At 70.7% G+C, this 22,516-nt stretch carries 26 protein-coding genes and 1 pseudogene; 8 read left to right on the top strand and 19 right to left on the bottom strand.

Annotated features, from left to right (window positions below):
• Positions 1 to 14: 14 nt before the first annotated feature.
• From AB0367_RS17330 to AB0367_RS17320, 3 genes are all read right to left on the bottom strand, one after another.
• Positions 15 to 959 carry a zinc-binding dehydrogenase gene (locus tag AB0367_RS17330; protein ID WP_366227296.1) on the bottom strand — a complete coding sequence of 315 codons (945 nt, stop codon included), beginning with the start codon at positions 957 to 959 and terminating at the stop codon, positions 15 to 17.
• Between the two features lie 20 nt (positions 960 to 979).
• Complete coding sequence (locus tag AB0367_RS17325) at positions 980 to 2,161, bottom strand: NADP-dependent malic enzyme (protein WP_366227295.1); 1,182 nt, start codon at positions 2,159 to 2,161, stop codon at positions 980 to 982.
• Between the two features lie 107 nt (positions 2,162 to 2,268).
• Complete coding sequence (locus tag AB0367_RS17320; RefSeq protein WP_366227294.1) at positions 2,269 to 2,583, bottom strand: S24 family peptidase; 315 nt, start codon at positions 2,581 to 2,583, stop codon at positions 2,269 to 2,271.
• Positions 2,584 to 2,651: 68 nt separating this feature from the next.
• Between AB0367_RS17320 and sodN the strand changes: the two genes are divergently transcribed.
• The 3 genes from sodN to AB0367_RS17305 all read left to right on the top strand — a co-directional run bounded on the left by sodN (position 2,652) and on the right by AB0367_RS17305 (position 4,069).
• Positions 2,652 to 3,056: a superoxide dismutase, Ni gene (sodN, locus tag AB0367_RS17315; protein ID WP_366227293.1), complete on the top strand. Its 405-nt coding sequence runs from the start codon at positions 2,652 to 2,654 to the stop codon at positions 3,054 to 3,056.
• 119 nt (positions 3,057 to 3,175) lie between these two features.
• Entirely contained in the window at positions 3,176 to 3,616 is a 441-nt protein-coding gene (locus AB0367_RS17310; RefSeq protein WP_366227354.1) for a GNAT family N-acetyltransferase, read from the top strand.
• 24 nt (positions 3,617 to 3,640) lie between these two features.
• Positions 3,641 to 4,069: an ATP-binding protein gene (locus AB0367_RS17305; protein ID WP_366227292.1), complete on the top strand. Its 429-nt coding sequence runs from the start codon at positions 3,641 to 3,643 to the stop codon at positions 4,067 to 4,069.
• A gap of 13 nt (positions 4,070 to 4,082) precedes the next feature.
• On the opposite strand, the gene AB0367_RS17300 is transcribed toward AB0367_RS17305, so the two are convergent.
• Positions 4,083 to 4,778, bottom strand: coding sequence for an FCD domain-containing protein (locus tag AB0367_RS17300; protein ID WP_366227291.1), 696 nt, complete (start codon positions 4,776 to 4,778; stop codon positions 4,083 to 4,085).
• Between the two features lie 53 nt (positions 4,779 to 4,831).
• Positions 4,832 to 5,239: a hypothetical protein gene (locus tag AB0367_RS17295; RefSeq protein WP_366227290.1), complete on the bottom strand. Its 408-nt coding sequence runs from the start codon at positions 5,237 to 5,239 to the stop codon at positions 4,832 to 4,834.
• 86 nt (positions 5,240 to 5,325) lie between these two features.
• Here AB0367_RS17295 and AB0367_RS17290 point away from each other — a divergent pair, with 86 nt between their 5' ends.
• Both AB0367_RS17290 and AB0367_RS17285 read left to right on the top strand, forming a co-directional pair.
• Positions 5,326 to 6,264 (top strand): diacylglycerol kinase family protein, encoded by a 939-nt coding sequence (locus tag AB0367_RS17290; protein ID WP_366227289.1) that lies wholly within the window; start codon positions 5,326 to 5,328, stop codon positions 6,262 to 6,264.
• 385 nt (positions 6,265 to 6,649) lie between these two features.
• A complete protein-coding gene (locus AB0367_RS17285; RefSeq protein ID WP_190257048.1) occupies positions 6,650 to 6,907 on the top strand; it encodes a WhiB family transcriptional regulator in 258 nt (85 codons plus the stop codon).
• 166 nt (positions 6,908 to 7,073) lie between these two features.
• Here AB0367_RS17285 and AB0367_RS17280 read toward each other — a convergent pair whose 3' ends face one another.
• The 5 genes from AB0367_RS17280 to AB0367_RS17260 all read right to left on the bottom strand — a co-directional run bounded on the left by AB0367_RS17280 (position 7,074) and on the right by AB0367_RS17260 (position 12,321).
• A complete protein-coding gene (locus AB0367_RS17280) occupies positions 7,074 to 7,796 on the bottom strand; it encodes a CbiX/SirB N-terminal domain-containing protein (RefSeq protein ID WP_366227288.1) in 723 nt (240 codons plus the stop codon).
• On the bottom strand, positions 7,793 to 8,518 hold the full coding sequence (locus AB0367_RS17275) for a phosphoadenylyl-sulfate reductase (protein ID WP_366227287.1): 726 nt from the start codon (positions 8,516 to 8,518) through the stop codon (positions 7,793 to 7,795). Before AB0367_RS17275 ends, AB0367_RS17280 begins: the two co-directional genes overlap by 4 nt.
• Positions 8,515 to 8,676, bottom strand: coding sequence for a hypothetical protein (locus AB0367_RS17270; RefSeq protein WP_366227286.1), 162 nt, complete (start codon positions 8,674 to 8,676; stop codon positions 8,515 to 8,517). Before AB0367_RS17270 ends, AB0367_RS17275 begins: the two co-directional genes overlap by 4 nt.
• A gap of 67 nt (positions 8,677 to 8,743) precedes the next feature.
• Positions 8,744 to 10,432 (bottom strand): nitrite/sulfite reductase, encoded by a 1,689-nt coding sequence (locus tag AB0367_RS17265; protein WP_366227285.1) that lies wholly within the window; start codon positions 10,430 to 10,432, stop codon positions 8,744 to 8,746.
• A 392-nt stretch (positions 10,433 to 10,824) separates the two neighbouring features.
• Positions 10,825 to 12,321 (bottom strand): histidine kinase N-terminal domain-containing protein, encoded by a 1,497-nt coding sequence (locus tag AB0367_RS17260; RefSeq protein WP_366227284.1) that lies wholly within the window; start codon positions 12,319 to 12,321, stop codon positions 10,825 to 10,827.
• Between the two features lie 23 nt (positions 12,322 to 12,344).
• On the opposite strand from AB0367_RS17260, the gene AB0367_RS17255 reads away from it, so the two are divergent.
• Entirely contained in the window at positions 12,345 to 12,806 is a 462-nt protein-coding gene (locus AB0367_RS17255; RefSeq protein WP_366227283.1) for a hypothetical protein, read from the top strand.
• On the opposite strand, the gene AB0367_RS17250 is transcribed toward AB0367_RS17255, so the two are convergent.
• Positions 12,781 to 13,809 (bottom strand): SIS domain-containing protein, encoded by a 1,029-nt coding sequence (locus AB0367_RS17250; protein WP_366227353.1) that lies wholly within the window; start codon positions 13,807 to 13,809, stop codon positions 12,781 to 12,783. The two genes, AB0367_RS17255 and AB0367_RS17250, sit on opposite strands and share 26 nt — an antisense overlap.
• A 142-nt stretch (positions 13,810 to 13,951) precedes the next feature.
• Entirely contained in the window at positions 13,952 to 15,514 is a 1,563-nt protein-coding gene (locus AB0367_RS17245; RefSeq protein WP_366227282.1) for an MDR family MFS transporter, read from the bottom strand.
• A gap of 96 nt (positions 15,515 to 15,610) precedes the next feature.
• Here AB0367_RS17245 and AB0367_RS17240 point away from each other — a divergent pair, with 96 nt between their 5' ends.
• Complete coding sequence (locus AB0367_RS17240) at positions 15,611 to 16,504, top strand: helix-turn-helix domain-containing protein (protein ID WP_366227281.1); 894 nt, start codon at positions 15,611 to 15,613, stop codon at positions 16,502 to 16,504.
• Here the strand turns inward: AB0367_RS17240 and AB0367_RS17235 are convergent.
• The 7 genes and pseudogenes from AB0367_RS17235 to AB0367_RS17205 form a co-directional block, all read right to left on the bottom strand.
• Positions 16,442 to 16,954: a GNAT family N-acetyltransferase gene (locus AB0367_RS17235; RefSeq protein WP_366227280.1), complete on the bottom strand. Its 513-nt coding sequence runs from the start codon at positions 16,952 to 16,954 to the stop codon at positions 16,442 to 16,444. The two genes, AB0367_RS17240 and AB0367_RS17235, sit on opposite strands and share 63 nt — an antisense overlap.
• Complete coding sequence (locus AB0367_RS17230; protein ID WP_366227352.1) at positions 16,951 to 17,172, bottom strand: biotin/lipoyl-binding carrier protein; 222 nt, start codon at positions 17,170 to 17,172, stop codon at positions 16,951 to 16,953. The genes AB0367_RS17235 and AB0367_RS17230 overlap by 4 nt, the downstream gene beginning before the upstream one ends.
• A gap of 106 nt (positions 17,173 to 17,278) precedes the next feature.
• Complete coding sequence (gene rsrA, locus AB0367_RS17225; protein ID WP_366227279.1) at positions 17,279 to 17,563, bottom strand: mycothiol system anti-sigma-R factor; 285 nt, start codon at positions 17,561 to 17,563, stop codon at positions 17,279 to 17,281.
• Positions 17,564 to 17,569: 6 nt separating this feature from the next.
• The gene (locus tag AB0367_RS17220; protein ID WP_366227278.1) at positions 17,570 to 18,445 is read right to left on the bottom strand and encodes a sigma-70 family RNA polymerase sigma factor; all 876 of its coding nucleotides are present in this window, start codon (positions 18,443 to 18,445) and stop codon (positions 17,570 to 17,572) included.
• A gap of 97 nt (positions 18,446 to 18,542) precedes the next feature.
• Positions 18,543 to 19,181 (bottom strand): alpha/beta family hydrolase, encoded by a 639-nt coding sequence (locus AB0367_RS17215; RefSeq protein ID WP_366227351.1) that lies wholly within the window; start codon positions 19,179 to 19,181, stop codon positions 18,543 to 18,545.
• Between the two features lie 719 nt (positions 19,182 to 19,900).
• Positions 19,901 to 20,209: pseudogene (locus AB0367_RS17210) on the bottom strand (WhiB family transcriptional regulator); the annotation flags it as partial.
• A gap of 168 nt (positions 20,210 to 20,377) precedes the next feature.
• Entirely contained in the window at positions 20,378 to 21,106 is a 729-nt protein-coding gene (locus AB0367_RS17205) for an SOS response-associated peptidase (protein ID WP_366227277.1), read from the bottom strand.
• 80 nt (positions 21,107 to 21,186) lie between these two features.
• On the opposite strand from AB0367_RS17205, the gene aroA reads away from it, so the two are divergent.
• Positions 21,187 to 22,512 carry a 3-phosphoshikimate 1-carboxyvinyltransferase gene (aroA, locus tag AB0367_RS17200; RefSeq protein WP_366227350.1) on the top strand — a complete coding sequence of 442 codons (1,326 nt, stop codon included), beginning with the start codon at positions 21,187 to 21,189 and terminating at the stop codon, positions 22,510 to 22,512.
• Positions 22,513 to 22,516 lie beyond the last annotated feature (4 nt).

Below are 22,516 nucleotides of genomic sequence, written 5' to 3'. Positions count from 1 at the left end.
TATTCAACAAATCCTCAGCGGGAATGGTCGATGACGACCTTTCCGAATACGTCGCCGGAGTGCAGCAGCTCGAACGCCTTGCGGACCTCCGAGAATGGCACGATCGTGTCGATCACCGGGCGGATGCCGGTGCGGGCCAGCAGCGCCATGAGGTCGGCGAGCTCCTCCGGCGTGCCCATGCTGGTGCCCAGGATCTCCAGCTGCAGCGCGAACATCCGGCGCAGGTTCACCCGCGGCAGATACCCGCTGGTCGCGCCCGACACGACGATCCGGCCGCCCACCTTCGCGCACTTCATCGAGTGCTCGAACGTGGCCTCGCCGACCGTCTCGACGACCACGTCGACCCGCTCCGGCAGCCGGGCGCCGGGCTCGACCGCGAGCGCCCCGAGCGCCGCGATCCGCTCGCGCTTGGCGGGGTCACGGCTCGTGGCATACACCCGGGCGCCCAGCGCCGTGCCGAGCAGCACGGCCGCCGTGGCGACCCCGCCGCCGGCCCCCTGCACCAGCACGGAGCCGCCGTCGGCCAGCCGTCCCTTGGTGGTGAGCATCCGGAAGGCGGTCAGCCACGCCGTGGGCAGGCAGGCCGCCTCGGCGAAGGAGAGCTCCGGGGGCTTGGGCACGAGGTTGTACGCCGGGACGGCGACTCGCTCGGCCACCGTGCCCGGGTGCAGCTCGGAAAGGATCGACGAGTCGCCCTTCTCGGTGTGGATGACCGGGTATACCACCACCTCGGCGCCGTCCGGGCCGATCCCGGCGGCGTCGCAGCCGAGGATCATCGGCAGCTGCGCCTCGTGGAGGCCGACGCCCCGCAACGACCACAGGTCGTGGTGGTTGAGCGCGCTGGCGCGCACCTCCACCACGGCCCAGTCGTCGAGGGGCGCCGGCTCCGGGGCGTCGCCGATCTCGAGCACGGAAAGCGGGTCGGCATCATTGAACGCGGTTGCGAATGCGGCACGCATATCCGTGACCTTAACTCTCGTTAACGCGTAACGCCGTCGCGCCGGGCCGCCTCCGCGACCGCGGCCGCTACGGCCGGGGCCACCCGCGGGTCGAGCGCGCTCGGCACGATCGCGTCCGGCGCGAGCTCACCCGCGCCGAGCACCTCGGCGATCGCCGTCGCCGCGGCGACCTTCATGCCGTCGCTGATCCGGGTCGCGCCGGATTCCAGCGCGCCGCGGAAGATGCCCGGAAACGCCAGCACGTTGTTGATCTGGTTGGGAAAATCGCTGCGGCCCGTCGCGACGACGCTGGCGTAACGCGCCGCGATCTCCGGGTGCACCTCGGGCGTCGGGTTGGCCAGCGCGAAGATCGCCCCGTCGGGTGCCATGCCGGCCAGCGCGGCCTCGCCGATCGTGCCGCCCGAGACACCGATGAGCACGTCGGCACCGCGCAGCGCGGAGGCGATGTCGCCGGTCACACCGCAGGCGTTGGTCTCGGCGGCGAGCGCGGCCTTGACCGGGTTGAGGTCGGTGCGCCCGGCGTGCAGGCAGCCGCGCGAGTCGAGCACGATGACCTCGCCGGCGTCCGCGCCGCCGTTGATGAGCATCCGGGTCACGGCGACGCCGGCCGCGCCCGCGCCGCTCACCACGATGCGCATGTCGCCGATGCTCCGGCCGAGCACCGCGGCGGCGTTGCGCAGCGCCGCGAGCACCACGATCGCGGTGCCGTGCTGGTCGTCGTGGAACACGGGAATCGGCAGCGTCTCCTCGAGCCGCCGCTCGATGTCGAAGCAGCGCGGAGCGGAGATGTCCTCCAGGTTGATGCCGCCGAACGACGGCGCCAGTGCGGTCACGATTCGCACGATCTCGTCGGGGTCCTGGGTGTCAAGGCAGATCGGCACCGCGTCGACGCCGCCGAACTGCTTGAAAAGGACCGCCTTGCCTTCCATCACCGGCATCGCGGCGCGCGGGCCGATGTTGCCCAGGCCGAGCACGGCCGACCCGTCGGTCACGACGGCGACGGCCTTGCCGACCCAGGTGAGCTGGTGGACGAGCGATTCGTCAGCGGCGATCGCCTCGCACACCCGGGCCACGCCCGGCGTGTAGGCCATCGAGAGGTCTTCGCGAGTGGACAGCGGAACGGTCGACTGCACCGACAGCTTGCCGCCGCTGTGCAGATCGAAGACCGGGTCAGACACGGGATCGGACACGGATGTAAGCACGAGGGCTCCTTTGCCACGGCTTGTGATACAGGAAGTACGCGCGGCGCGGGGTGAAAGCGCGAGAGAGACTGCGAATGCGGCGGGGGTCTCCCGTATCCCGCATCACCTTAGCCTGGTACCCGCCGGAAGCGCATCGGTTGTGGCCACCATCGAAATGTCACACGACCGACAAGGTCCGCTCGGCCGTACCGCGCAGAATCATCACTGCCGAAGGGGTTGTCCCCCACGACCCACCACCCGTCGCCGTCCACCCGTTCCACCCGTTTGACCACGAGCAGGTCGGGCCGGCTGCGGAAGACCGCGACCACGAGGTCACCCGCACGGGCGTTTCCGGTGCGCCGCACCAGAATCCGGTCCCCCGAGCGCAGTGTCGGCACCATGGAAGGTCCCGACACGAGTGCGGTAAACCACGGCAGGCGCATGAAATCCCCGAACGTGGATAGGAGTAGGGTCAGCACTGAGGATCATCGCAAATCACCTGGAGGGTTCGATGCGACTGTCGCGGCTTTTCACTCCGCGCACTGTGGTGAGCGCCCACTGCGACCTGCCGTGTGGTGTCTACGACCCGGCGCAGGCCCGAATCGAGGCCGAGTCCGTCAAGGCAATCTCTGAAAAGTATCAGGCGAACGACAACCCGGAATTCCGCACCCGCGCCCTGATCATCAAGGAGCAGCGCTCCGAGCTGGTCAAGCACCACCTGTGGGTGTTGTGGACCGACTACTTCAAGCCCCCGCACTTCGAGAAGTACCCGCAGCTGCACGGCCTCTTCAACGAGGCCACCAAGCTCGCCGGCGCTTCCGGCTCGAAGGGCTCGGCCGACCCGGCGGTCGCCGAGCAGCTCCTGGCGAAGATCGACGAGATCGCAAAGATCTTCTGGGAGACCAAGCAGGCCTGAGCCTGGTTCGCCCGTCTGGCCCCCATCCCGCAGCCGCGGGGTGGGGGCAACGCTTTCTGTGGGAGCGCTCCTTGACCATCCGCCCCGCCCGCACATCCGACGTACCCCACCTCGTCGACATGGTGTACGAGCTCGCCGAGTTCGAGCGCGCCCGCGACGAGTGCCACCTCACGCCCGACCAGCTGACCGCGGCACTCTTCGGCCCGTCGCCGGCGGTGTTCTGCCACGTCGCCGAGGACACCGGGACACCGGTGGGCATGGCGCTGTGGTTCCTGACGTACTCCACCTGGGAGGGCGTGCACGGCATCTACCTCGAGGACCTCTACGTGCGCCCGTCCGCCCGCGGCACCGGGACCGGCAAGGCGCTGGTGGCGGCGCTCGCCGCGGTGTGCGTCGAGCGCGGGTACCAGCGGCTCGAATGGGCGGTGCTGGACTGGAACCCGGCCCGGCAGTTCTACGGGGCCCTGGGTGCCGCGCCGAAGTCGGAGTGGGTGCCGTACCGCCTCTGCGGAGCACCCTTGGCCGAACTCGCCGCCTCATCGGCTGCGCTGACGTCGTAGAGTCGCCTCCGAGGGGGTTCTCGCGTGACTCAGGTCGTATCGAAGAGGTCCGGCTCCGACGGCGACGACGTGGTGCTGCTCGCGGTGCCGGCGTCGCCCGCCTACCTGGGCGTGCTGCGCACGGCCACGGCCGGCCTGGCCGCGCGCCTGCACTTCACGCTGGACGAGATCGAAGACCTGCGGATCGCGGTCGACGAGGCGTGCGCGATGCTGCTGGCGGTCGCCGCGGACACGCCCCAGCTGGGCGACACGGTGGAGCTCTCGTGCCGCTTCACCGTCACGAACGACGCGCTGACCGTCTACACGACCGTGCCGCTGGGCTCACCGGACGAACGCCTGCCGGCCGGCGAGTCCTTCGCGTGGCAGGTGCTGAGCGCACTGGCCGACGAGGTCTCGGCGACGGTCGACGGGCATCAGGCCGGCATCCGCCTGACGAAGCGCCGCCCCTCCTGACCGGCGCACCTCGTCACAACGGGATCGTGACGCGCTCGGCCGGGCGCACGTTGTCGATGTGCGCGCGGGCCAGCCCCATCGCCCGCGCCACGTCGCCGTCGCGGATCGCGGCCAGCAGGGCACGGTGGTCGCGATCCAGCGCCCACCAGAACGGGGGCGGCGCCGCCGCCTCCACCGCGTGCCGGTCCGGCATGTTGTAGAGCGGGCGCACCACCAGGCTCAGCAGCGGGTTGCCCGTCGCCGCGGCCACCGCGAGGTGGAACGCCGAGTGCGCCTCGACGCGACGCTCGAGGTCGTCGCGGTCGGGGTCGAACATCGCGCGCTCAAGGTCGGCCAGGTGGTGCGGCTTGCGCCTGGACGCGGCGAGGCCGGCGGCCGGCACCTCGAGCATCCGGCGTATCTCCAGGAAGTTTTCGCTGGTCACCGCGCCGCTGGCGAGCAGCAGGCCGACGCCGTCGGAGAGGGTATCGCCGAGCACGTGGGCGTCGGGCTCGGCGACGAAGCTGCCGCCATTGACGCCGCGCATGGTGACGATCAGGTGCTGGCTGCTGAGCAGGCGCAGCGCCTCGCGGACTGTCGAGCGGCTCAGGCCCGACTGTTCGCACAGTCGCGGCTCGGTCGGTAGGCGCTCGCCGGGGCGCAGTTGGCCGGACATGATGTCGTCGCGGATGCGCTCGGCGAGGACCTGGTAGGCAGGAGCGACCGTCACGACACCTGAGCGTAGAGCAAACGAGAGCGTTCTGTGACCGACCGCCCCCGGGGTCAGCGCACCCCGAGCGCGATGCGGGTCGATGGGGCGAAGAGGAGCACCGCGCCGGTCAGGCCGAGCAGAAAGAGCGGGGCCCCGATCCACGGCTGGCCGTTGGTCAGCATGGTCCAGCCGATCGGCATCTGCAGCATCTGCGTGACGATTCCCGGGCCTCGGGCCCAGCGCTGACGGCGGTGCAGGGCGACGCCGATGCCGATGAACAGCACGGCCATCAACCCCAGGTAGGCCGTGAAGGAGAGCGCCATCTTGGCGGCGGTCCAGGTCGACGTCAGGTCGAGATACACGAGCAGGAGCGTGAGCGCGGCGAGGCCGGCCCCCTCCAGAAGTAGCAGCCGGACCGCCCAGCGTAGGGTCGCCGGGCTCCGTTCGGGCGCCGTGTCGGCTGCCGCCGTCCCGCTCACCTGTGCGTCCTTCCTGGTCGAGGTACACTTCACCGGCTTTTTCGGCTACAACCTTATCGCGCGGGGAAGCGGGTACAGTGCCGCCCATGCGAGCGCTCTTGGTGGTCAACCCCAACGCCACGACCACCACCGAACGCGGCCGGGACATCCTGGTGCGTGCCCTGCGCAGCCAGGTCGACCTGGACGTCGCTTACACGCAGCGTCGGGGCCACGCCGCCGACCTCGCCCGGGGTGCCGCCCGCGACGGCTTGGACCTCCTGGTCACCCTCGGCGGCGACGGCACCGTGAACGAGGCCGTCAATGGCCTGATGACCTTCGACTCCGGGCCGGCCGCGAACCGCGCCCAGGATCGGCCCGCCCTCGCCGTGGTGCCTGGCGGCTCGACCAACGTCTTCGCCCGGGCGCTGGGGCTGCCGAGCGACTGGGCCGAGGGCACCGGCGCGATCCTCGAGGCGCTGCGGGACCGGCGCGAACGGATCATCGGGCTCGGCCGGGCCGACGATCGATACTTCACGTTCTGCGCGGGCCTCGGCCTCGACGCCGAGGTCGTGCGCCGCGTCGACCAGGCGCGGCACAAGGGCTCGACCTCCACGCCGTGGCTGTACTTCCGCTCCACGATGGGCCAGTTCGCCGCGACGAACCGGCACGTGCCGCTGCTCACGCTCGAGCTACCGGGCGAATCGGTCCAGTCCGGGCTAACGTGGATGTTGGTTCAGAACACGGCGCCGTGGACCTATATCGGCGAGCGGCCCGTGAATCCGAATCCGCGCGCCTCGTTCGACACGGGTCTTGATGTGCTCGGTCTGCGGGTGCTGCAGGTCGCCGGCACCACCCGCACCGTCGCGCAGATCCTGTCGAACCGCCACGAGGCGAAGGGGAAACACGTCGTCGCGTTGCACGACCTGCCAGGGTTCACTCTGACCGCCGCCAAACCGATCGCTTTCCAGGTCGACGGGGAGTACCTCGGAGAGGTCGACAAGTTGGATTTCGCGTCCGTACCGGGGGCGTTACGCGTAGTGTGTTGAGTCACCCCCGGCGATCAACCACCGAAGGGGGGAAAGTTGCAGAGAGTCGCGAGAGGGACACCGCAGCCGTATCCCCGAAAGCCTCTCGGTCGTTGACCAAGCCGTACTACATTGGTCACTGACTGTTGCGATCCAGGGTCCCTAACCACCACAAAACCGGACAAAAGACTCGTGAGCTTGCTCACCGGCTTGGATTTTTTTGGTTGGGACCCCTTGACATCGCGGGAGTTCGTGAAAGCATTCACAAGCGAAACGAACACTGAGTGTTGCCCGCACACATGTTACGGATCTTCAGGCTCCGCCTAGCCGAACCGTGCATGAGATGCATATAGGGAATCGGAATCACCAACCACAATCCGCGAAAAAAACAAGGAGTGTTGCCGCCATGTCGGACTGGCGCCACCATGCCCTCTGCCGCGACGAGGACCCGGAACTGTTCTTCCCCATTGGGACATCCGGACCGGCGTTGCTGCAGGTTGAGCAGGCGAAGGCAGTCTGCCAGCGCTGCTCCGTGACCAGCGAGTGTCTGCAGTGGGCGCTCGACTCCGGTCAGGACGCAGGCGTCTGGGGCGGAATGAGCGAAGACGAGCGTCGCCTGATGAAGCGGCGCGGCGGCCTCCGGGTCCGCGCTCACTCTGCCTGAGCCCAAAGAACCTTCCCGAACGAAGACGACGAACGCCCCGGCCGAACCGGCCGGGGCGTTGCTGTGTCTCCATCCAGCGACAACGGCGTAGCACCCGTCAACGGCAACTACCACGTTCCACGTGATGGTTGCCGGTCGCGGGCAAGAAACCGTCCCGGAAACGGCCTCAGGCGGCCCGTACGAGCCCGAACGAGCCGATCCTGGACATCACCAGGCGGGCGACATCCAGATTGCCGCCCAGCGGGGGCGCGACCGGTGACAGCGCACCGGCCGCCAGCGCCGAGTCCACGACGGTGTCATACAGCCGGCCCGGGGCGAGGAAGTACGACGAGACCGCGATCCGCGAGCACCCGCGGGCCCGCAGCGCCTCCACGGCGACCGCGCCGGTCACGGCGGACCCCGAGGCATAGGCCGCGTGGCACGCAACGCCCAGCGACGCCCCTAGGGCCCCCGCTGCCACGTCCACGGAGTGGCGAGCCAGGTCGTCGCGGGTGCCGGCGGCGACGAGCACGACCCCGTCGTACGCGATCGGGGGCAGCAGCCGACGCAGCGCGGCCAGCAGCAACGGCGGCGTGCCGTCGCCGAGCACGGCGGTGGTCGTCACGTCCATGCGCAGGCCGTCGGCGCGGGCGCGGTCGAGCACGGCCGGCAGGTCGACGCGGCCGTGGTAGGCGGAGGTCAGCAGCAGCGGCACCACGACGGCCCGCGCGTGGCCGAGTGCCGAGAAGGCGAAGAGCTGCTCGCCGGGGCGCGGGCCGGCGTGGTCAAGGAACGCGCAGCGCACGTCCAGGCCGGGCCGCTGGGCCGCGACCGCCCGCGTCAGAGCGCGGGTGGCCGCGGCCGCCCTGGGGTCCGAGGACCCGTGGGCCACGAGGAGTACCGCGGTCATCCGGACGTGTGCAGGCCGCACTCGGTCTTGTCGAACATCGGCCAGCGACCGCCGCGCGGGTCACTGCCCGGGGGCGTGCGCCGGGTGCACGGCCAGCAGCCGACCGAGGCGTACCCCTGGCGCATGAGCGCGTTCACCGGCACGTTGTGGCGCGAGATGTACGCGTCGACGTCGGCCTGCGTCCACTGCACCAGCGGGGAGACCTTGAACTTGCCACGGGCCTGCTCGAAGCTCACGATCGGCGTGTTCGCGCGGCTCGGCGACTCGTCGCGGCGCAGGCCGGCGGCCCACGCGTCGTAGTCCTCCAGCGCCCGCTCCAGCGGCTCGATCTTGCGCAGGAAGCAGCACTCGTCGGGGTCCCGCGCGTACAGCCGCCGGCCGTGCTCGGCGTCCTGCTCCGCGACCGTCTGGCGGGGACGGATCGAGCGGACAGTCACGGGCAGCGTGCGCTGGACGATCTCACGCACCCGCAGCGTCTCGGCGAAGTGCAGGCCGGTGTCGAGAAAGATGACCGGCACCCCGGGCACGACCCGCGACACCACGTGCGCGAGCACGGCGTCGGCGAACGAGCTCGTCACACAGAACCGATCGCCGAACTGGGCGGCGGCCCACTCGACGATCTTCTCGGCCGGCTGGTTCTCCAGGCGGGCCGATGCGGCCTTCGCCAGTTCGATCGACTCTTGCGTACTTCGGGCAGCACTCCCGACCGTGGCTGTGCTCATCGCTTGGCCTCCAACGCCTTCGCCGCCAGTCCCAGGAATTTCAGTGAGAAGACCCGTGCGCAGCCGCGGCACTCCCATGCGCCGTGCGAGTCCTCGTGTGGTCTGAGGTCCTCCTCGCCGCAGTACGGGCAGTACAACGGCGCCATTCGCTCGCTCATGCCGCCGACTCGCTTCGCTCCCCGGCGGCATGAGGCTCCAAGTCGCGCTGAGTCATGATTCGCTCGCTCATCGCAACTGCTCCTCAGGAGCACGCAGGACCCAGCGGGCGAAGGACTCGCCGGACTCGCGCCCGGCCAGGTAGTGGTTCGCGACCCGCTCGACGTAGGCGGGCAGGTCGGCGGCGGTGGTCTTGAGGCCACGCAGCTTCCGGCCGAAGCCGGCGCTCTGCCCCTGGGCCATGCCCAGGCCGCCGCCGAGGTGGATCTGGAAGCCCTCGACCATCTCTCCGGTGTCGTCGCGCACCAGCATGCCCTTGAGGCCGATGTCGGCGACCTGCGTGCGGGCACAGGCGTTCGGGCAGCCGTTGAGGTGGATCGAGATGTCGGCGTCGAGCTCGGCGACCTTCTTCTCAAGGTGCTCGACGAGCTCGGCGGCGCGCGCCTTGGTCTCCACGATCGCGAGCTTGCAGAACTCGATGCCGGTGCAGGCCATCGTGCTGCGCCGCCAGGTCGACGGGCGCGGCTCCAGGCCGATCTCCTGCAGGTCCCGCACGAGCGACTCGGTGTGCGACTCGTCGATGTCGAGGATCAGGATCTTCTGGTACGGCGTGAGCCGCACCCGGTCCGACCCGTAGCGCTCGGCCAGGTCCGCGACCCCCGTCAGCTGCGTGCCCGAGCTGCGCCCGGCGATCGGGGCGGCCCCGACGAAGTACTTGCCGTCCCACTGCTTGTGCACGCCGACGTGGTCGATCGGCTTCTCCGGCAGCTCCGGCGCCGGGCCGTCGATGAGGCGGCGGCCGAGGTACTCGTTCTCCAGGATCTGCCGGAACTGCTGCGCGCCCCAGTCGGCGACCAGGAACTTCAGCCGCGCGCGGCTGCGCAGCCGGCGGTAGCCGTAGTCGCGGAAGACCTTCACGACGCCGTGCCAGACGTCCGGCACCTCGTGCAGCGGCACCCAGGCGCCGAGCCGCTGGGCGAGCATCGGGTTGGTGGACAGGCCGCCGCCGACCCACAGGTCGAAGCCGGGGCCGTGCTCCGGGTGGATGACGCCGACGAACGAGACGTCGTTCGCCTCATACGGGGTGTCGGCGAGCCACGAGATCGACGTCTTGAACTTGCGCGGCAGGTTCGACAGCTCGGGATCGCCGACGAAGCGCCGGTTGATCTCGGTGATCGCCTCGGTCGGGTCGAGCATCTCGCTCTCCGCGACGCCGGCGATCGGGCTGCCGAGGATCACGCGCGGGGTGTCGCCGCAGGCCTCGGTGGTGGACAGGCCGACCGCCTCGAGCTCCGACCAGATGGTCGGCACGTTCTCGATCTCGATCCAGTGCAGCTGGATGTTCTGCCGGTCGGTGACGTCGGCGGTGTCGCGGCCGAAGCGCTGCGAGATCGAGGCGATCGTGCGCAGCTGGGCCAGCGAGAGCTGCCCGCCGTCGCTGCGGATGCGCAGCATGAAGTAACGGTCGTCGAGCTCCTCCGGCTCGAGCACGGCGGTGCGCCCACCGTCGATGCCGGGGCGGCGCTGCGTGTACAGCCCGAACCACCGGAACCGCCCGCGCAGGTCGGCCGGGTCGATGGAGTCGAAGCCCCCGTGCGCGTAGATGTTCTCGATGCGGGCACGGACGTTGAGCGGGTTGTCGTCCTTCTTGCTGCGCTCGTTCGGGTTGAGCGGCTCGCGGTGGCCGAGGGCCCACTGGCCTTCACCACGAGGGCGCCCACCGGCCGCACCACGTCCGCGGACGGTGTTCACCGACATGTCGGCGTCCTCTCAGGATTGCGAGCACGCGACCAAGCGCCGGCCGTCGTCGGAGAGCCCGATAACGGATGACGTCGATGTCATAAAAGCTCCGGCGCGAAGTCGCGCACCCGGGAAAAATTTCGGCGGGCGGCGTTCAGCAGACCGGACAGATAGCGCTGCGCACGCGACCGTAGTCGACGTGTCGGCGGCTGACGAGCCGCAGAGAAGCAGCGTGCATGGTGTGCAGTCTTCCACGGAGAGCGGTCCTTACGCCACGGCAGCGTGAGGGTTCTCTCAAGGCGATTTCACCAAGCGGTAACGGAAATAAGATCCAGCCGATAGGGATTACAGACCGCAATTGCCCGGGCTGGCGGGCGCGTCTGCGCCGCCGTCCCACACTCCGGTCGGTTTCATCGTTTGGCCAGCGGGACCACCATGACCGCCTCGGTGCCGCCGTCCGGCCGCGCCAGCAGCTCGATCGTGCCGCGCAGCTCCCCCGTCGCCAGCGTGCGCACGATCTGCAGGCCCAGCCGCTCGCTCGCGTCGAGGTCGAAACCCTCGGGCAGCCCGCGGCCGTTGTCGGCGACGGTCACGTGCAGCTGCTTGCGGAACCGGTGCACGGACACGACCACCTCGGGCGAACGCGGCGCGGATGGCTCGAACGCGTGCTCGACGGCGTTCTGCAACAGCTCGTTGAGCACCATGACCAGCGGCGTGGCGATCTCGGCCGGCAGCACCCCGAAGTCGCCCTCGCGGCGCACCGCGACGGCGAAGCCGGTCGCTGCGACCTCGACGGCCGCCGCGGCGACCCGATCGACGATGCCGTCGAACTCCACGGCCTCGTCGGAGGACTCCGACGACATGGACAGCGTCTCGTGCACCAGGGCGATGGACGCCACGCGGCGTACCGACTCCTCCAGGGCGTGCCGCGCGGCCGGCACCCCGACCCGGCGGGCCTGCAGCCGCAGCAGCGCGGCAACCGTCTGCAGGTTGTTCTTGACCCGGTGGTGGATCTCGCGGATCGTCGCATCCTTGGTCATCAGCTGCCGGTCCCGCCGGCGCACCTCGGTGATGTCCCGCACCAGCACGAGCGCGCCGATCGGCACGCCGGCCGGGATGAGTGGCAGGGCGCGCATGAGCACGCTGGCGCCACGGGCCTCCAGCTCCTTGCGGGCCGGCGCCTCGCCGTGCAGGGCGGACTGGATCCGTTCCGTCGCGTCGGCGCCCTCGAGCGGGTCGTCGACGAGCCGGCCGGTGATCTCCGCCAGGCTCTCGCCCACGAGGTGGGCGGCGAGTCCCAGCCTGCGATACGCCGACTGTGCGTTCGGGCTGGCGTAGGTGACCTTGCCCGTGGCGTCCAGGCGCACCAGCCCGTCGCCGATTCGCGGGGCGCTGGTGGTCTCGCCCGGGTGGCGCGGCGGCGGCCAGCTGCCGTCGGCGATCATCTGGGCCAGGTCGTCGGCCGTGGTCAGGTAGTTGAGCTCCAGCTGTGCCGGGGTGCGGGCCGTGCTCAGGTTGGTGTCGCGGCCGAGCACGGCGATGACCTTGTCGTGCCCCCGCCGGCGCACCGGGATCGCCTCGTGGCGGGCGGGCATGTCGCCGTACCAGACGGGGTCCCCCTCCCGCCAGATCCGGCCCTGCTGGCGCACGATCGCCAGGTGCGCGACCTCGGGACCGCCGGCGATCCGCCCGACCTGGTCGTCCTGGTAGGCCGTCGGCGCCGTGGTCGGGCGCACCTGGGCGACGCAGATGTACTCGCCCCGCGCCTCGATGGGGACCCACATCAGCAGGTCGGCGAAGCTGAGGTCGGAGACGATCTGCCAGTCGCCGGCCAGCCGGTGCAGGTGTTCGATGTCATCGGGCTCGAGGCTGGTGTGTTCCTCGACAAGATCTCGCAGGGTTGACACGCTGACAAGACTAAGGTTGCCCCGTGCGGCGATTGGTGCTTCCCCTGCTGTTGGTGCTCTCGCTCGGCGGTTGCGGCTGGCTGGGCCGCCATGACGAGATGAGCAAGCCCGACGGGTTCCTGCTACACGGCTACGTCAGCGTGGCCGTACAGAAGGAACCCGCCGCCGCGGGCGTGCCCGGCACCCCCTGCGGGGCACCGTCCTCGGTCCCGGACATCGTGCAGGGCGGCGCGGTCCGCGTCGCGGACACCGAGGGCCACCTGATCGCGGCCACCACGATGGCCGGCGGTGTGCTGGCGCAACAGGCTGACGGGTATCGGTGCAACTTCGCCTTCGAGCTGCGCGACCTCTCCGGCAGCCGGGCGGCCTACGTGGTCATGGTCGGCGACCGCCCGGCCGCGACGTTTCAGACCAAACAGCTGCGCGAGGGCAGCCCGGCGGTGATCCCGGTGTCGCCGGTCACAGCGTCGTCGTCACCTTCTTGAGCCCGCGCGGCGCGTCCGGGTCCTCGCCGCGCAGCAGCGCCAGCGAGAGCGCCAGACGCTGCAGCGGCAGGATGTCCAGCAGCGGGGCGTAGCGCTCGTCGACATCGGGAGTGCGAACCCAGCCCTTGGCCCCTTCGACCGCGCTCGGGCCGAACACGACCGTGTCGGCGCGGCGCTCGCCGAGGCGGGCCACCACGTCACGCATCGACGCACCGGCCGGGCCGCTGCCGACCACGGCGAGCACCGGCACGTCCGGGTCGGCCATCGCGAGCGGGCCGTGCAGCAGGTCGGCGCCGGAGAACGCGAGGCCGGCGAGGTAGCAGGTCTCCATGAGCTTGAGCGCGGCCTCGCGGGCGGTCGGGTAGGCGTAGCCGCGGCCGGTGGTGACCAGGCGTGCGGCGAAGCGATACCGCGCGGCGAGGTCGACGGCGGCGTCGTCGGCCAGCAGCTGCTGCGCGAGCCCGGGCAGCTTGCGCAGCTCGGCGAGCTCATCGGCGGGCAGGGCTCCCCCGCCGCGCACGCTCTCCACGAGCATGAGCAGGGCGAGCAGCTCGGCGGTGTACGTCTTCGTCGCGGCGACCGCCACCTCGTGCCCGGCGGCGACATCGACGTGCAGCTCGGCCACCTGCGCGAGCGGCGATTCCGGGTTGTTCGTGACGGCCAGGGTGTGCGCGCCCTGATCGCGCGCGACCCGCAGCACCTCGTGCAGGTCGTGCGAGCCGCCGCTCTGGCTGACCCCCACGACGAGCGTGTCGCGCAGGTCGGGGCGGGCGCCGTACACCGTCGTCGCGGACGGGCTGGCCAGACCGGCGGGGATGCCGAGCCGGATCTCGGTGAGATAGGCGGCGTAGAGGGCCGCGTGGTCGGAGGTGCCGCGCGCGGTGAAGACGACGCTGCGCGGGCGCCATTGCGCGATCTTCGCCGCGACCTCGGCGATCTGGCCGGCGCGCTCGTCGAGCAGGCGAGCGAACACCTCCGGCTGTTCGGCGATGTCGGCCTTCATCCCGGCGCCGGGCTGATCGGTCACTGGATACCCCTCAGTTCATGCGAATCTGGCGTTCGATGCTCGATACTGCTCGCAGTTTGGCAGTTTCGCGCATCGAACGCCAGATTGAGGGGCAACTTCGCGCAGGTACTGCGCGAAACTAGCCCTCCTGCGCAACCAGTGTGCGCTCGGGCTGCTCGGCCGACCCGCCGCGCAGTGCGACCTCGCGGATGAAGAACGCCAGCACCGGAATGAGCGCGGCGGCCACGGTGGACCACAGGAACACGTTCGCCGTGGCGCCGGCGATCGCGTCGAGCACCGCCGTGCGCACCGGGGCGGGCAGCTGCGACATCGACCTCGGGTCGATCCGGGCGCCCCCGCCGCCGCTGGCCATGCGGTCCGCGGCCGCGGTGCCGAGCCGCTCGCCGAGCAGCGTGTGCAGCCGGCTGTTGAAGATCGCGCCGAACACGGCAACACCGAACGCGCCGCCGATCGAGCGGGCGAACGTGGCGGTGCTGCTGGCCACGCCGAGGTCCTTGAGCTCGACGCTGTTCTGCGCGATGAGCATCGACGTCTGCATCAGGAAGCCCAGGCCCAGGCCGAGCACGGCCATGAACACGCCGGACACGAGCTTCGAGGTGTGCACGTCGAGCTGCGCCAGCAGGAGCATCGCGCCGACCAGCACCACGCCGCCGATGATCGGGAATATGCGGTAGCGCCCGGTCTGGCTGATCATCCGCCCGACCGCCAGCGACGTCACCAGCATGCCGCCCATCATGGGCAGCAGGAGCAGCCCGGAGTTGGTCGCCGAGGCGCCCTGGACGATCTGCTGGTACAGCGGCAGGAAGGTCAAGGCGCCGAAGAGCGCGAAGCCGAGCAGGAAGCCGACGAGCGCCACCAGCGTGAAGTTGCGGTTGGCGAAGATGCTCAGCGGCACGATCGGCTCCGGGTGCCGGCGCTCGACCAGCACGAACGAGACCAGCGTGAGCACCGCCAGCACAGCGAGGCCGCGGATCTGCGCCGAGCCCCAGGCGTACTGATTGCCGCCCCAGGTCGTGATGAGCACCAGCGCGGTCACGCCGACGGACAGCAGTGACGCGCCCAGCCAGTCGATGCGGTGCTCGGTGCGCCGCTTCGGCAGGTGCAGCCGCAGCGCGAGCAGGATCAGCGCCGCGCCACCCAGGGGCACGTTGACGAAGAAGGACCAGCGCCAATTCGCGTGGTCGGTGATGAAGCCGCCGATGAGCGGGCCGCCGACCATCGCGACCGCCATCACGGCGGCGAACTGGCCCTGGTACTTCCCGCGGTCGCGCGGCGGGACCAGGTCGCCGATGACCGACATCGCGCCGACGATGAGCCCGCCGGCGCCGAGGCCCTGGAACGCGCGGAAGCCGATGAGCTCGGGCATGCTCTGGGCGAGGCCGCACAGCATCGAGCCGATCAGGAACAGCACGATCGAGGTGATGAAGACCGTCTTGCGGCCGTAGAGGTCGCCGAGCTTGCCCCACAGCGGGGTCGAGACGGTCGTGCCGAGCACGTACGCGGTGACCACCCAGGACAGGTGGTCGACACCGCCGAGGTCGCCGACGATGCGCGGCATCGCGGTGCCGACGATGACGTTGTCGAGCATCGCCAGCAGGATGGCCATGAGCAGGCCCGGTAGGACCGCCTTGATCGTGCGTCGCGTCGCCTCGTCGGCATTTTGCGCTGTTGTTTCGGACATTCTCTCCGCCCCCGAACTTACCTGTCGACCGGCTAGTGAACTTACTAGCCGCACGGTAAGCTGGCGACTAGCCGAGCGTCAAGTAGGATCAATGCGATGGAGCAGACCGATCAAACCGCCGCCCGGATCGTCCGCGGCCGCAACCGGATCCGCACGGGCGAATCGGATGGCGAGGACGTGCGTGCGCACATCCAGCGGGTGGCGCTCGACCTGTTCATCGAGGATGGGTATGACAAGACGTCGCTGCGCGAGATCGCTGAGAAACTGGGCGTGACGAAGGCGGCACTGTATTACCACTTCCCCACCAAGGACGACATCGTCGCCAGCCTCATCGGGGAGCGCATCGACGCCGTCGACGGGTTGCTGGAGTGGGCGGCCGCGCAGCCGCGCGACGCCCGCATGCGGCTGGAGTTCATCCGGCGCTACGCGACCCTGCACGACCAGTTCGTGCACGAAAAGGTGATCCAGTTCTTCGAGCGCAACCAGACACTGATCAACACGCTGCCGGCGGGCAAACGGCTGCGCGAGCAGATGATGCGGGTCTTCGAGCTGCTCACCGACCCGGAGGAATCGCTGGCCCAGCAGCTGCGGCGCGCGATGGCGATCTTCTCCATCCACGCGAGCTGGTTCCTGTTGCGGGAGCGGCCGGGCACGTTGGAACAGCAGCGGGCGGCGGCGCTGGAGGTGGCGGTCGAGCTGATGGGCTCCACGGACCGGATCGACTCCGCGCCGGCCGGCTCACCGGCGGCCCCGGGGACCACGGCGGACAGCCCCGGCGCGACGCGACGCGACGAGACCACGGGCCGCCGCGGCGAAGACGCAGTCGACGACCGCGATGCGACGCGCGGCGGGGACGAGGCGGACGGCCGCGGCGGGGACGAGGCTGGCGGTCTCGAGGACGCCCTGGTCGACGAGCTGAGCGAGGCGCTACTTCGCGAGGACGGGAAGCATCAGGCGCAGGCCGAGGAGCTCGACGCCCGGCACCGGTGACCAGTCGAGATCCGGGTCGCGCTGAAAGCCGAACCGGCCGTAGAGCGCGAGCGCGGCGTCGTTGTCGCGGCGCGCGCAGATCACGAGGGCGCGGCACCCGAGCGCGGCCGCCCGGTCGATGCATGCCCGCACCAGCGCCTGGGCCACGCCGCGGCGCTGGGCGGCCGGGTCGACCGCCAGCGTGCGAAACTCGGCCTCGCCGGGCCGGGAGATCTGGGCAAAGACCCCGCCGGGCAGGACGAACGCGACCGCGCCGAGCACCGCCCCACCCGCGCTGGCCACCAGCACGTCGGCCGCCGCGGCCCGGCCAGCCACGTCGGCAAGGACGGTGGCGTATTCGGGGGCCGTCTCCAGCTGGCCGTCGGCGCGGTAGGCCTCGATGGTCAGCCGCGAGACGTCGTCATGGTCGCCCGGCTGGATCGGCCGGACGATGATGCCTGATGCCGTCACCCGATCACGGCGATGAGGTCGCCCTCCTGCACCACGTCGCCCTCGTTGACGGCGATCTGGCTGATCGTGCCGTCGGACTCAGCCAGGACCGGGATCTCCATCTTCATCGATTCGAGGATCACGAGAGTGTCACCCTCGGTGACCTCGGCGCCGACCTCGGTGATGATCTTCCAGACGTTGGCCACCATCTCGGCGCGGACCTCGTCGGCCATCCCGATCTCCTTCGCGACTGCTGCCTGCGCTCGCAGCATATCGGTGCGAAACGCATTCGCGCGGGGAGCGACCGGGATCTCCGTCCGGGCCCGGTGCTCGCGACGGGCCAGACTAGTCCGGGCGCAGCTCTCGCGAGTCGGCGTTGACGACGAACTCGGAAAGCTTCGCACGGAGGCGGGCCTTGAGCTCGACCGGTGCCAGCTCGGAGCCGCAGCAACGGGCCACGAGGGCCTTGACCTCCTGCTCGATGCCGAACTCCCGCAGGCACGGCGAGCACTCGTCGAGGTGCTCCCGGATCAGCTCGCGCCGGTCGTCTGCGCACTCCAGGTCGAGGTAGAGATAGACCTCGGCAAGGACGTCACTGCAGTCGGTCTCGTGCGGGTCTCCACAGCTCATCGGATCTCAGACCTCGCTCGGCTCAGCGGACTGGGTGCGGGTGAACCCTCGCTCGGCAGCATAAGCCTCGAGCTGTCGACGCAGGTTGCGCCGTCCGCGGTGCAGGCGTGACATCACGGTGCCGATCGGCGTGTTCATGATGTCGGCGATCTCCTTGTACGAGAAGCCCTCGACGTCGGCCAGATAGACGGCCAGGCGGAACTCCTCGGGAAGCGACTGCAGCGCCTCCTTGACGTCGGAGTCGGGGAGCCGGTCCAGGGCCTCGGTCTCGGCCGAACGCAGGCCGCTGGAGGTGTGCGACTCCGCCTCGGCGAGCTGCCAGTCGGTGATCTCCTCCGTCGGCGCCTGGACAGGCTGGCGCTGCCGGCGCCGGTAGGAGTTGATGTAGGTGTTGGTCAGGATGCGATACAGCCAGGCCTTGAGGTTGGTGCCCGTCTCGAACTGGTGGAAGGCGGCGAACGCCTTCAGGAACGTCTCCTGCACCAGGTCTTCGGCATCCGACGGGTTGCGCGTCATCCGCAAGGCGGCCGCGTACAACTGATCGATGAAGGGCAACGCATCATGCTCAAACCGGATGCGCTGCTGCTCCGCGCTCTCGCTGCTGACCACTCGTGCGACTCCCACCCTCGACCGTCCCGCCGAGGATACGCCGAGTTTCTGTGCGAGTTCTGAGTTTGTGGCGCCGGTCAAGCGCTCCCGAGCGATCGGCTGCCAGGACGAATCGGGCTCCGCGTCGGTCGTCGCCGGCCAGGCCGGGCTGAACAGCAGCTCGCGGATCCGCAGATCGTCACGCTCAAGTGTTGCCACGCTGGGTTTCCCTCCGCAGACGGCGCCGTCGGCAGCGCCGCACCCCCGGTGTAACAACCGACCGCGCGCACCCATTCCACGTGACGGGCGTTACGCCTGGTTGACAAGATCATCCGGGAAACCACCCGGCCCGCCCCGGAACAGGAACGGCCTGGGAGTCGTGAAGTGCCCCTCAGCCACCCGCGACGAAGTCCACCGCCGCCGCGGCCAGCGTCGCCGTGCGCTTGGACAGGGCGTGCGTCTCGCCCGGGAGCACGTGGACGCGGACGTGCGGCCGCTCCCCCGGCACGCCGAACGCGTCACGGTCACCGTTGAGCACCAGGGTCGGCACGCCCGTCTCCAGTTCCTCCGCGCGCGACTTCTCCGGTTTGCCCGGCGGGTGGAGCGGGAACGCCAGCGCCAGGATGCGGGCGGCACCCGCTTCCCGGGCCGTGCGGCAGGCGACCCGGGCGCCGCTGGAGCGCCCGCCCACGACGAGGGTGGCGAAGTCCAGGGCGCCACGGAGCTCGGCGATGACAGCGAGCCAGGCCGCGTCCAGCTGCGCCGCCGGTGCGGGTGCGCGGCGGCCCGCCACCCGATACGGCTGCGTCACCAGCGCCACGGCCACGCCCCGCGCCAAGGCCGCGTCGTGCACGGCGACCAGGTCGGGGGCCTCGACGTCACCCCCGGCACCGTGGCCGAGGACGAGCAGCGTGCCACCGTGGTCGGCGGGAACGTCGAGCTGGTACCGCGCGACCCCGTGCGGCGTCGCCACCTCCCGCCCGGCGGCAGCGACCTTGGCCGGTGCGGTCTCCCCCGCAGCGGCCTTCACGGACCCGGCCGCCTTCACCGGGGCGGCCTTCCTCACGGCAGCTTTCGCGGGCGCGACCTTCGCCGGCGTGGTCTTCGCCCCAGCGGCTTTCGCCGCCGCGCCCTTCGCGGACCCAGCCGCCTCCACTGGAACGGCCTTCCTTGCAGCGGCCTTCGCCGGTGCGGTCTTCCCCGCAGCCCTCGTCGCCGCAGGCTTCGCGGACCCGACAGCCGAATCGGACTTCCCCGCGGCAGCTTTCGCCCGCGCAGTCTTGCGGGCGGCAGCCTTGACCGGCGCGGCATCCCCGGGGGCGGCCGTTACCTCCCCGGGCGCGGCCACCGCCTTCCCCGCCGTGGCCGCCGCCTTCCTCGGCCCGGCCGCCGCCTTCCTCGGCGCGACCTTCTCGCCGGCAGCGCCAGCCGGTGCCGCCTCCGCCGAGGCCGCCTTCGCCTCTCCAGCCACGGCCTTCCCGGGCGCCGACTTGGCCGACGACGCCCCCGACCGGCCCGCGGCGGGTTGGCCCGCCGCGGGCGGTGTTTGCGGTCCTCGCGCCAGCCAGGGTGCCGGCCACGGTGCCGGCTCCGGGGCTATGTCGCGGCCGCGCCCACCGGGTCTGGGCTCTCCTGGCGGTCCTGAGCGCGACCCACCCGCTGTAGCGGCAGGGTCGGCAGGCACGCCACCGCGCCGCGCCTCGGTTCGGTCGCGCCGGCCGTGGTGGGCATCACCTGGCCAGGCATCTCGCTGCGCCATGCCACGAGCATCGCACGGCGCTCGCGTGGAGTGGTCGCTCCCCACACACCGTGACAATCGCCCACGTCCAGCGCCCACGCGAGGCAGGCGCCCTGGACGTCGCACGTGCGGCACAGCGCCACCGCGGCGTCGGCCGGCTCACTGGGAGCCGGGAAGAACGTCTCTGGGTCCACCGTCTGGCACGCGCCGCGGATGCGCCAGGCCCCGTCGCCTTGCTGCTCCTTGACGGCCCGCAGCAGTCGCGGATCTCGCCGCGCGGCTGCAACTTCGTGAGGGCGTGGCATCCTCGCCCGGGTCAATACACCCACCTCCCCCGTGGGTCAAACGAACGCAGAGTGGATGAACGTCGGGATGCCCCCATCCGACATAAACCCACCGGCGCTGTGTTGTATCGCACAAACGACGGCAAATACAAGAGTTTTCCGGCTGATTCGCAAAACCGGCCGATATTTATCTGGACTTACAGCCTAAAAAAGGGTCAGATCGATCGGCTTGACGTCGCTCGATCGCAGCGGCGGGGCCGGAACTTGCGCGACCAGATCGGGACCGTCGTTGCGGACATCGCCGACGCGATGGCCTACGGGGCGTAGTTCCAGGCGTGCGACGTGCGACGACGGCGTCGGGGCGAGCAGGGCGGGATCCGGCTCGCCGCCGAGCCAGGCGTCCCACCGCTCGACCGGCAATAGTAACGGCATGCGGTCGTGGATGAGCGCCAAGTCATCGACGGCCGGCATGGTGATGATGCTGCATGTAAGGAGCCGACCCTCGTCCTTACCCCACACTGTCCACAGCCCGGCGAATACGCACGGCTCGGCGTCGCCGAGCGTCATGAAGTAAGGCTGCTTCGTCGGTTTGGTCTTCTCCGCGCCCCTTACCCACTCGAACCACCCGTCCGCCGGAACCAGGCAACGGCGCTTCGCGAAGGACTGGGCGAACGCATTCGACGTCGTGACGGTCTCCGCCCGCGCGTTGATCATTCGCGCGCCGACCTTCGGGTCCTTCGCCCACGCCGGGACGAGGCCCCAGCGGGCGGTGGAGAGCACCCGGCCGCCCGCCGAGCGCGAGACCCGCACGATCGGCACCGGGTCCGTCGGGGCCACGTTGTAGTCGGGCTCGAGCCCGCCGCTCTCGTCCGCCGCCTCGAACAGGGCGCTCAGGTCGGCGTTGCTGCGCGAGGTCGCGTACCTGCCACACATGTCGCCACCGTACCGACGGGGTATGACAAAAAACCCGGAGAACGACCCGGCCAGCACTACGCATCGAAACTGACCCCACACTGTGCGGCGTGGAAGCACACTTACCGTGGCCCGCGCCGACCGCCCCCGGCCCCCTCGACGCCTCGCTACGGCTGCCCGGTTCCAAGTCCATGACCGCGCGGGCCCTCGTCCTCGCCGCCAACTCGCTGGGCTCCAGCACGCTGCGCGGGCCGCTGCGGGCCCGCGACACCGAGCTCATGGCCGCCGGGCTGCGCGCGATGGGCTGCCACGTGTCGACCGTCGACGACAACCTGTGGCTGCTGCGGTCCCGGCCGCTGCAGGGCCCGGCGCGGGTCGACGTCGGCCTGGCCGGCAGCGTGATGCGCTTCCTGCCCCCGGTGGCCAGCCTGGCGACCGGAGTGGTGTCGTTCGACGGCCACCCGCGGTCCCGGCGCCGCCCGATGGCGCCGCTGATCGGCGCGCTGCGCTCGCTCGGCGCGCGGATCGACACCGAGAACGGGCTCCCGTTCACCGTGCACGGCGCCGGGCGGATCACCGGTGGGGAGGTGACCCTCGACGCCTCCGCGTCCAGCCAGCTCGTCACCGGGCTGCTGCTGTCCGCCTCCGGCTTCGATCGGGGGGTGGTGGTGCGGCACGTCGGCCCGCCCGTACCACGGCCGCACCTCGACCTGACCGTGCACATGCTGCGCGCCGCGGGCGCCGGCGTGGACGACAGCCGCCCGGACGTGTGGTCGGTGGAGCCCGGCCGGCTCAATGGACGTGCCTGGAGCATCGAGCCCGACCTGTCCAGCGCGGCGCCCTTCCTCGCCGCGGCGCTCGTCACCGGCGGGACGGTGACCGTCCAGGGCTGGCCGCCGACGACCAGCCAGCCCGCGCACCGGCTGCTGGACCTGCTGGGGCGCATGGGCGGCCGGCCGGCGATGACCCCGCGGGGGCTGGTGATGCGGGGCACGGGCGCGGTACACGGGCTGAGCGCCGACCTCACCGGCATCTCGGAGTACGCGGCGATCCTCGCGGCGCTGGCCACGGTGGCCGACTCGCCGTCGCACCTGTTCGGGATGGGACAACTGCGCGGCCACGAGGGCGCCGACGAACTCGGCCGCCTCGCCGCGGCGCTGACCGGCCTGGGCGCCGGCGTCACGCTGGAGCCGGACGGCCTGCGCATCCGGCCGCGCCCGCTGCGCGGCGGCACGCTGCGCACCCACGGCGACCGCCACCTCGCGCACGCCGGCGCCTTGCTCGGGCTGGCGGTCGAGGGAGTCCGCCTGGACGACGTGACATGCACCGCGAAGACACTGCCCGAATTCCCCCGGCTATGGTCGAGCATGGTGTACGGCTACGAAGGAGACTCGGCTGAGGCGGAAGCGCGAATACGACGAGGATGACGTG

The organism is Dactylosporangium sp. NPDC051484 (assembly GCF_040689395.1).
In the GTDB taxonomy this organism is placed as follows: domain Bacteria; phylum Actinomycetota; class Actinomycetes; order Mycobacteriales; family Micromonosporaceae; genus Dactylosporangium.
This window is presented reverse-complemented; position numbering and strand designations above follow the sequence as displayed.

Bases quoted from the DNA above. Each gene is read 5' to 3' on its own strand.
- rsrA (WP_366227279.1), bottom strand. From the start codon at position 17,563: ATGAGCTGTGGAGACCCGCACGAGACCGACTGCAGTGACGTCCTTGCC.
- AB0367_RS17240 (WP_366227281.1), top strand. From the start codon at position 15,611: ATGGAGCAGACCGATCAAACCGCCGCCCGGATCGTCCGCGGCCGCAAC.
- AB0367_RS17330 (WP_366227296.1), bottom strand. From the start codon at position 959: ATGCGTGCCGCATTCGCAACCGCGTTCAATGATGCCGACCCGCTTTCC.
- AB0367_RS17320 (WP_366227294.1), bottom strand. From the start codon at position 2,583: ATGCGCCTGCCGTGGTTTACCGCACTCGTGTCGGGACCTTCCATGGTG.
- AB0367_RS17310 (WP_366227354.1), top strand. From the start codon at position 3,176: ATGGTGTACGAGCTCGCCGAGTTCGAGCGCGCCCGCGACGAGTGCCAC.
- AB0367_RS17245 (WP_366227282.1), bottom strand. From the start codon at position 15,514: ATGTCCGAAACAACAGCGCAAAATGCCGACGAGGCGACGCGACGCACG.
- AB0367_RS17265 (WP_366227285.1), bottom strand. From the start codon at position 10,432: ATGTCGGTGAACACCGTCCGCGGACGTGGTGCGGCCGGTGGGCGCCCT.
- AB0367_RS17270 (WP_366227286.1), bottom strand. From the start codon at position 8,676: ATGAGCGAGCGAATGGCGCCGTTGTACTGCCCGTACTGCGGCGAGGAG.
- AB0367_RS17275 (WP_366227287.1), bottom strand. From the start codon at position 8,518: ATGAGCACAGCCACGGTCGGGAGTGCTGCCCGAAGTACGCAAGAGTCG.
- AB0367_RS17290 (WP_366227289.1), top strand. From the start codon at position 5,326: ATGCGAGCGCTCTTGGTGGTCAACCCCAACGCCACGACCACCACCGAA.
- AB0367_RS17220 (WP_366227278.1), bottom strand. From the start codon at position 18,445: ATGGGTGCGCGCGGTCGGTTGTTACACCGGGGGTGCGGCGCTGCCGAC.
- AB0367_RS17280 (WP_366227288.1), bottom strand. From the start codon at position 7,796: ATGACCGCGGTACTCCTCGTGGCCCACGGGTCCTCGGACCCCAGGGCG.
- AB0367_RS17250 (WP_366227353.1), bottom strand. From the start codon at position 13,809: ATGAAGGCCGACATCGCCGAACAGCCGGAGGTGTTCGCTCGCCTGCTC.
- AB0367_RS17205 (WP_366227277.1), bottom strand. From the start codon at position 21,106: ATGTGTGGCAGGTACGCGACCTCGCGCAGCAACGCCGACCTGAGCGCC.
- sodN (WP_366227293.1), top strand. From the start codon at position 2,652: ATGCGACTGTCGCGGCTTTTCACTCCGCGCACTGTGGTGAGCGCCCAC.
- AB0367_RS17285 (WP_190257048.1), top strand. From the start codon at position 6,650: ATGTCGGACTGGCGCCACCATGCCCTCTGCCGCGACGAGGACCCGGAA.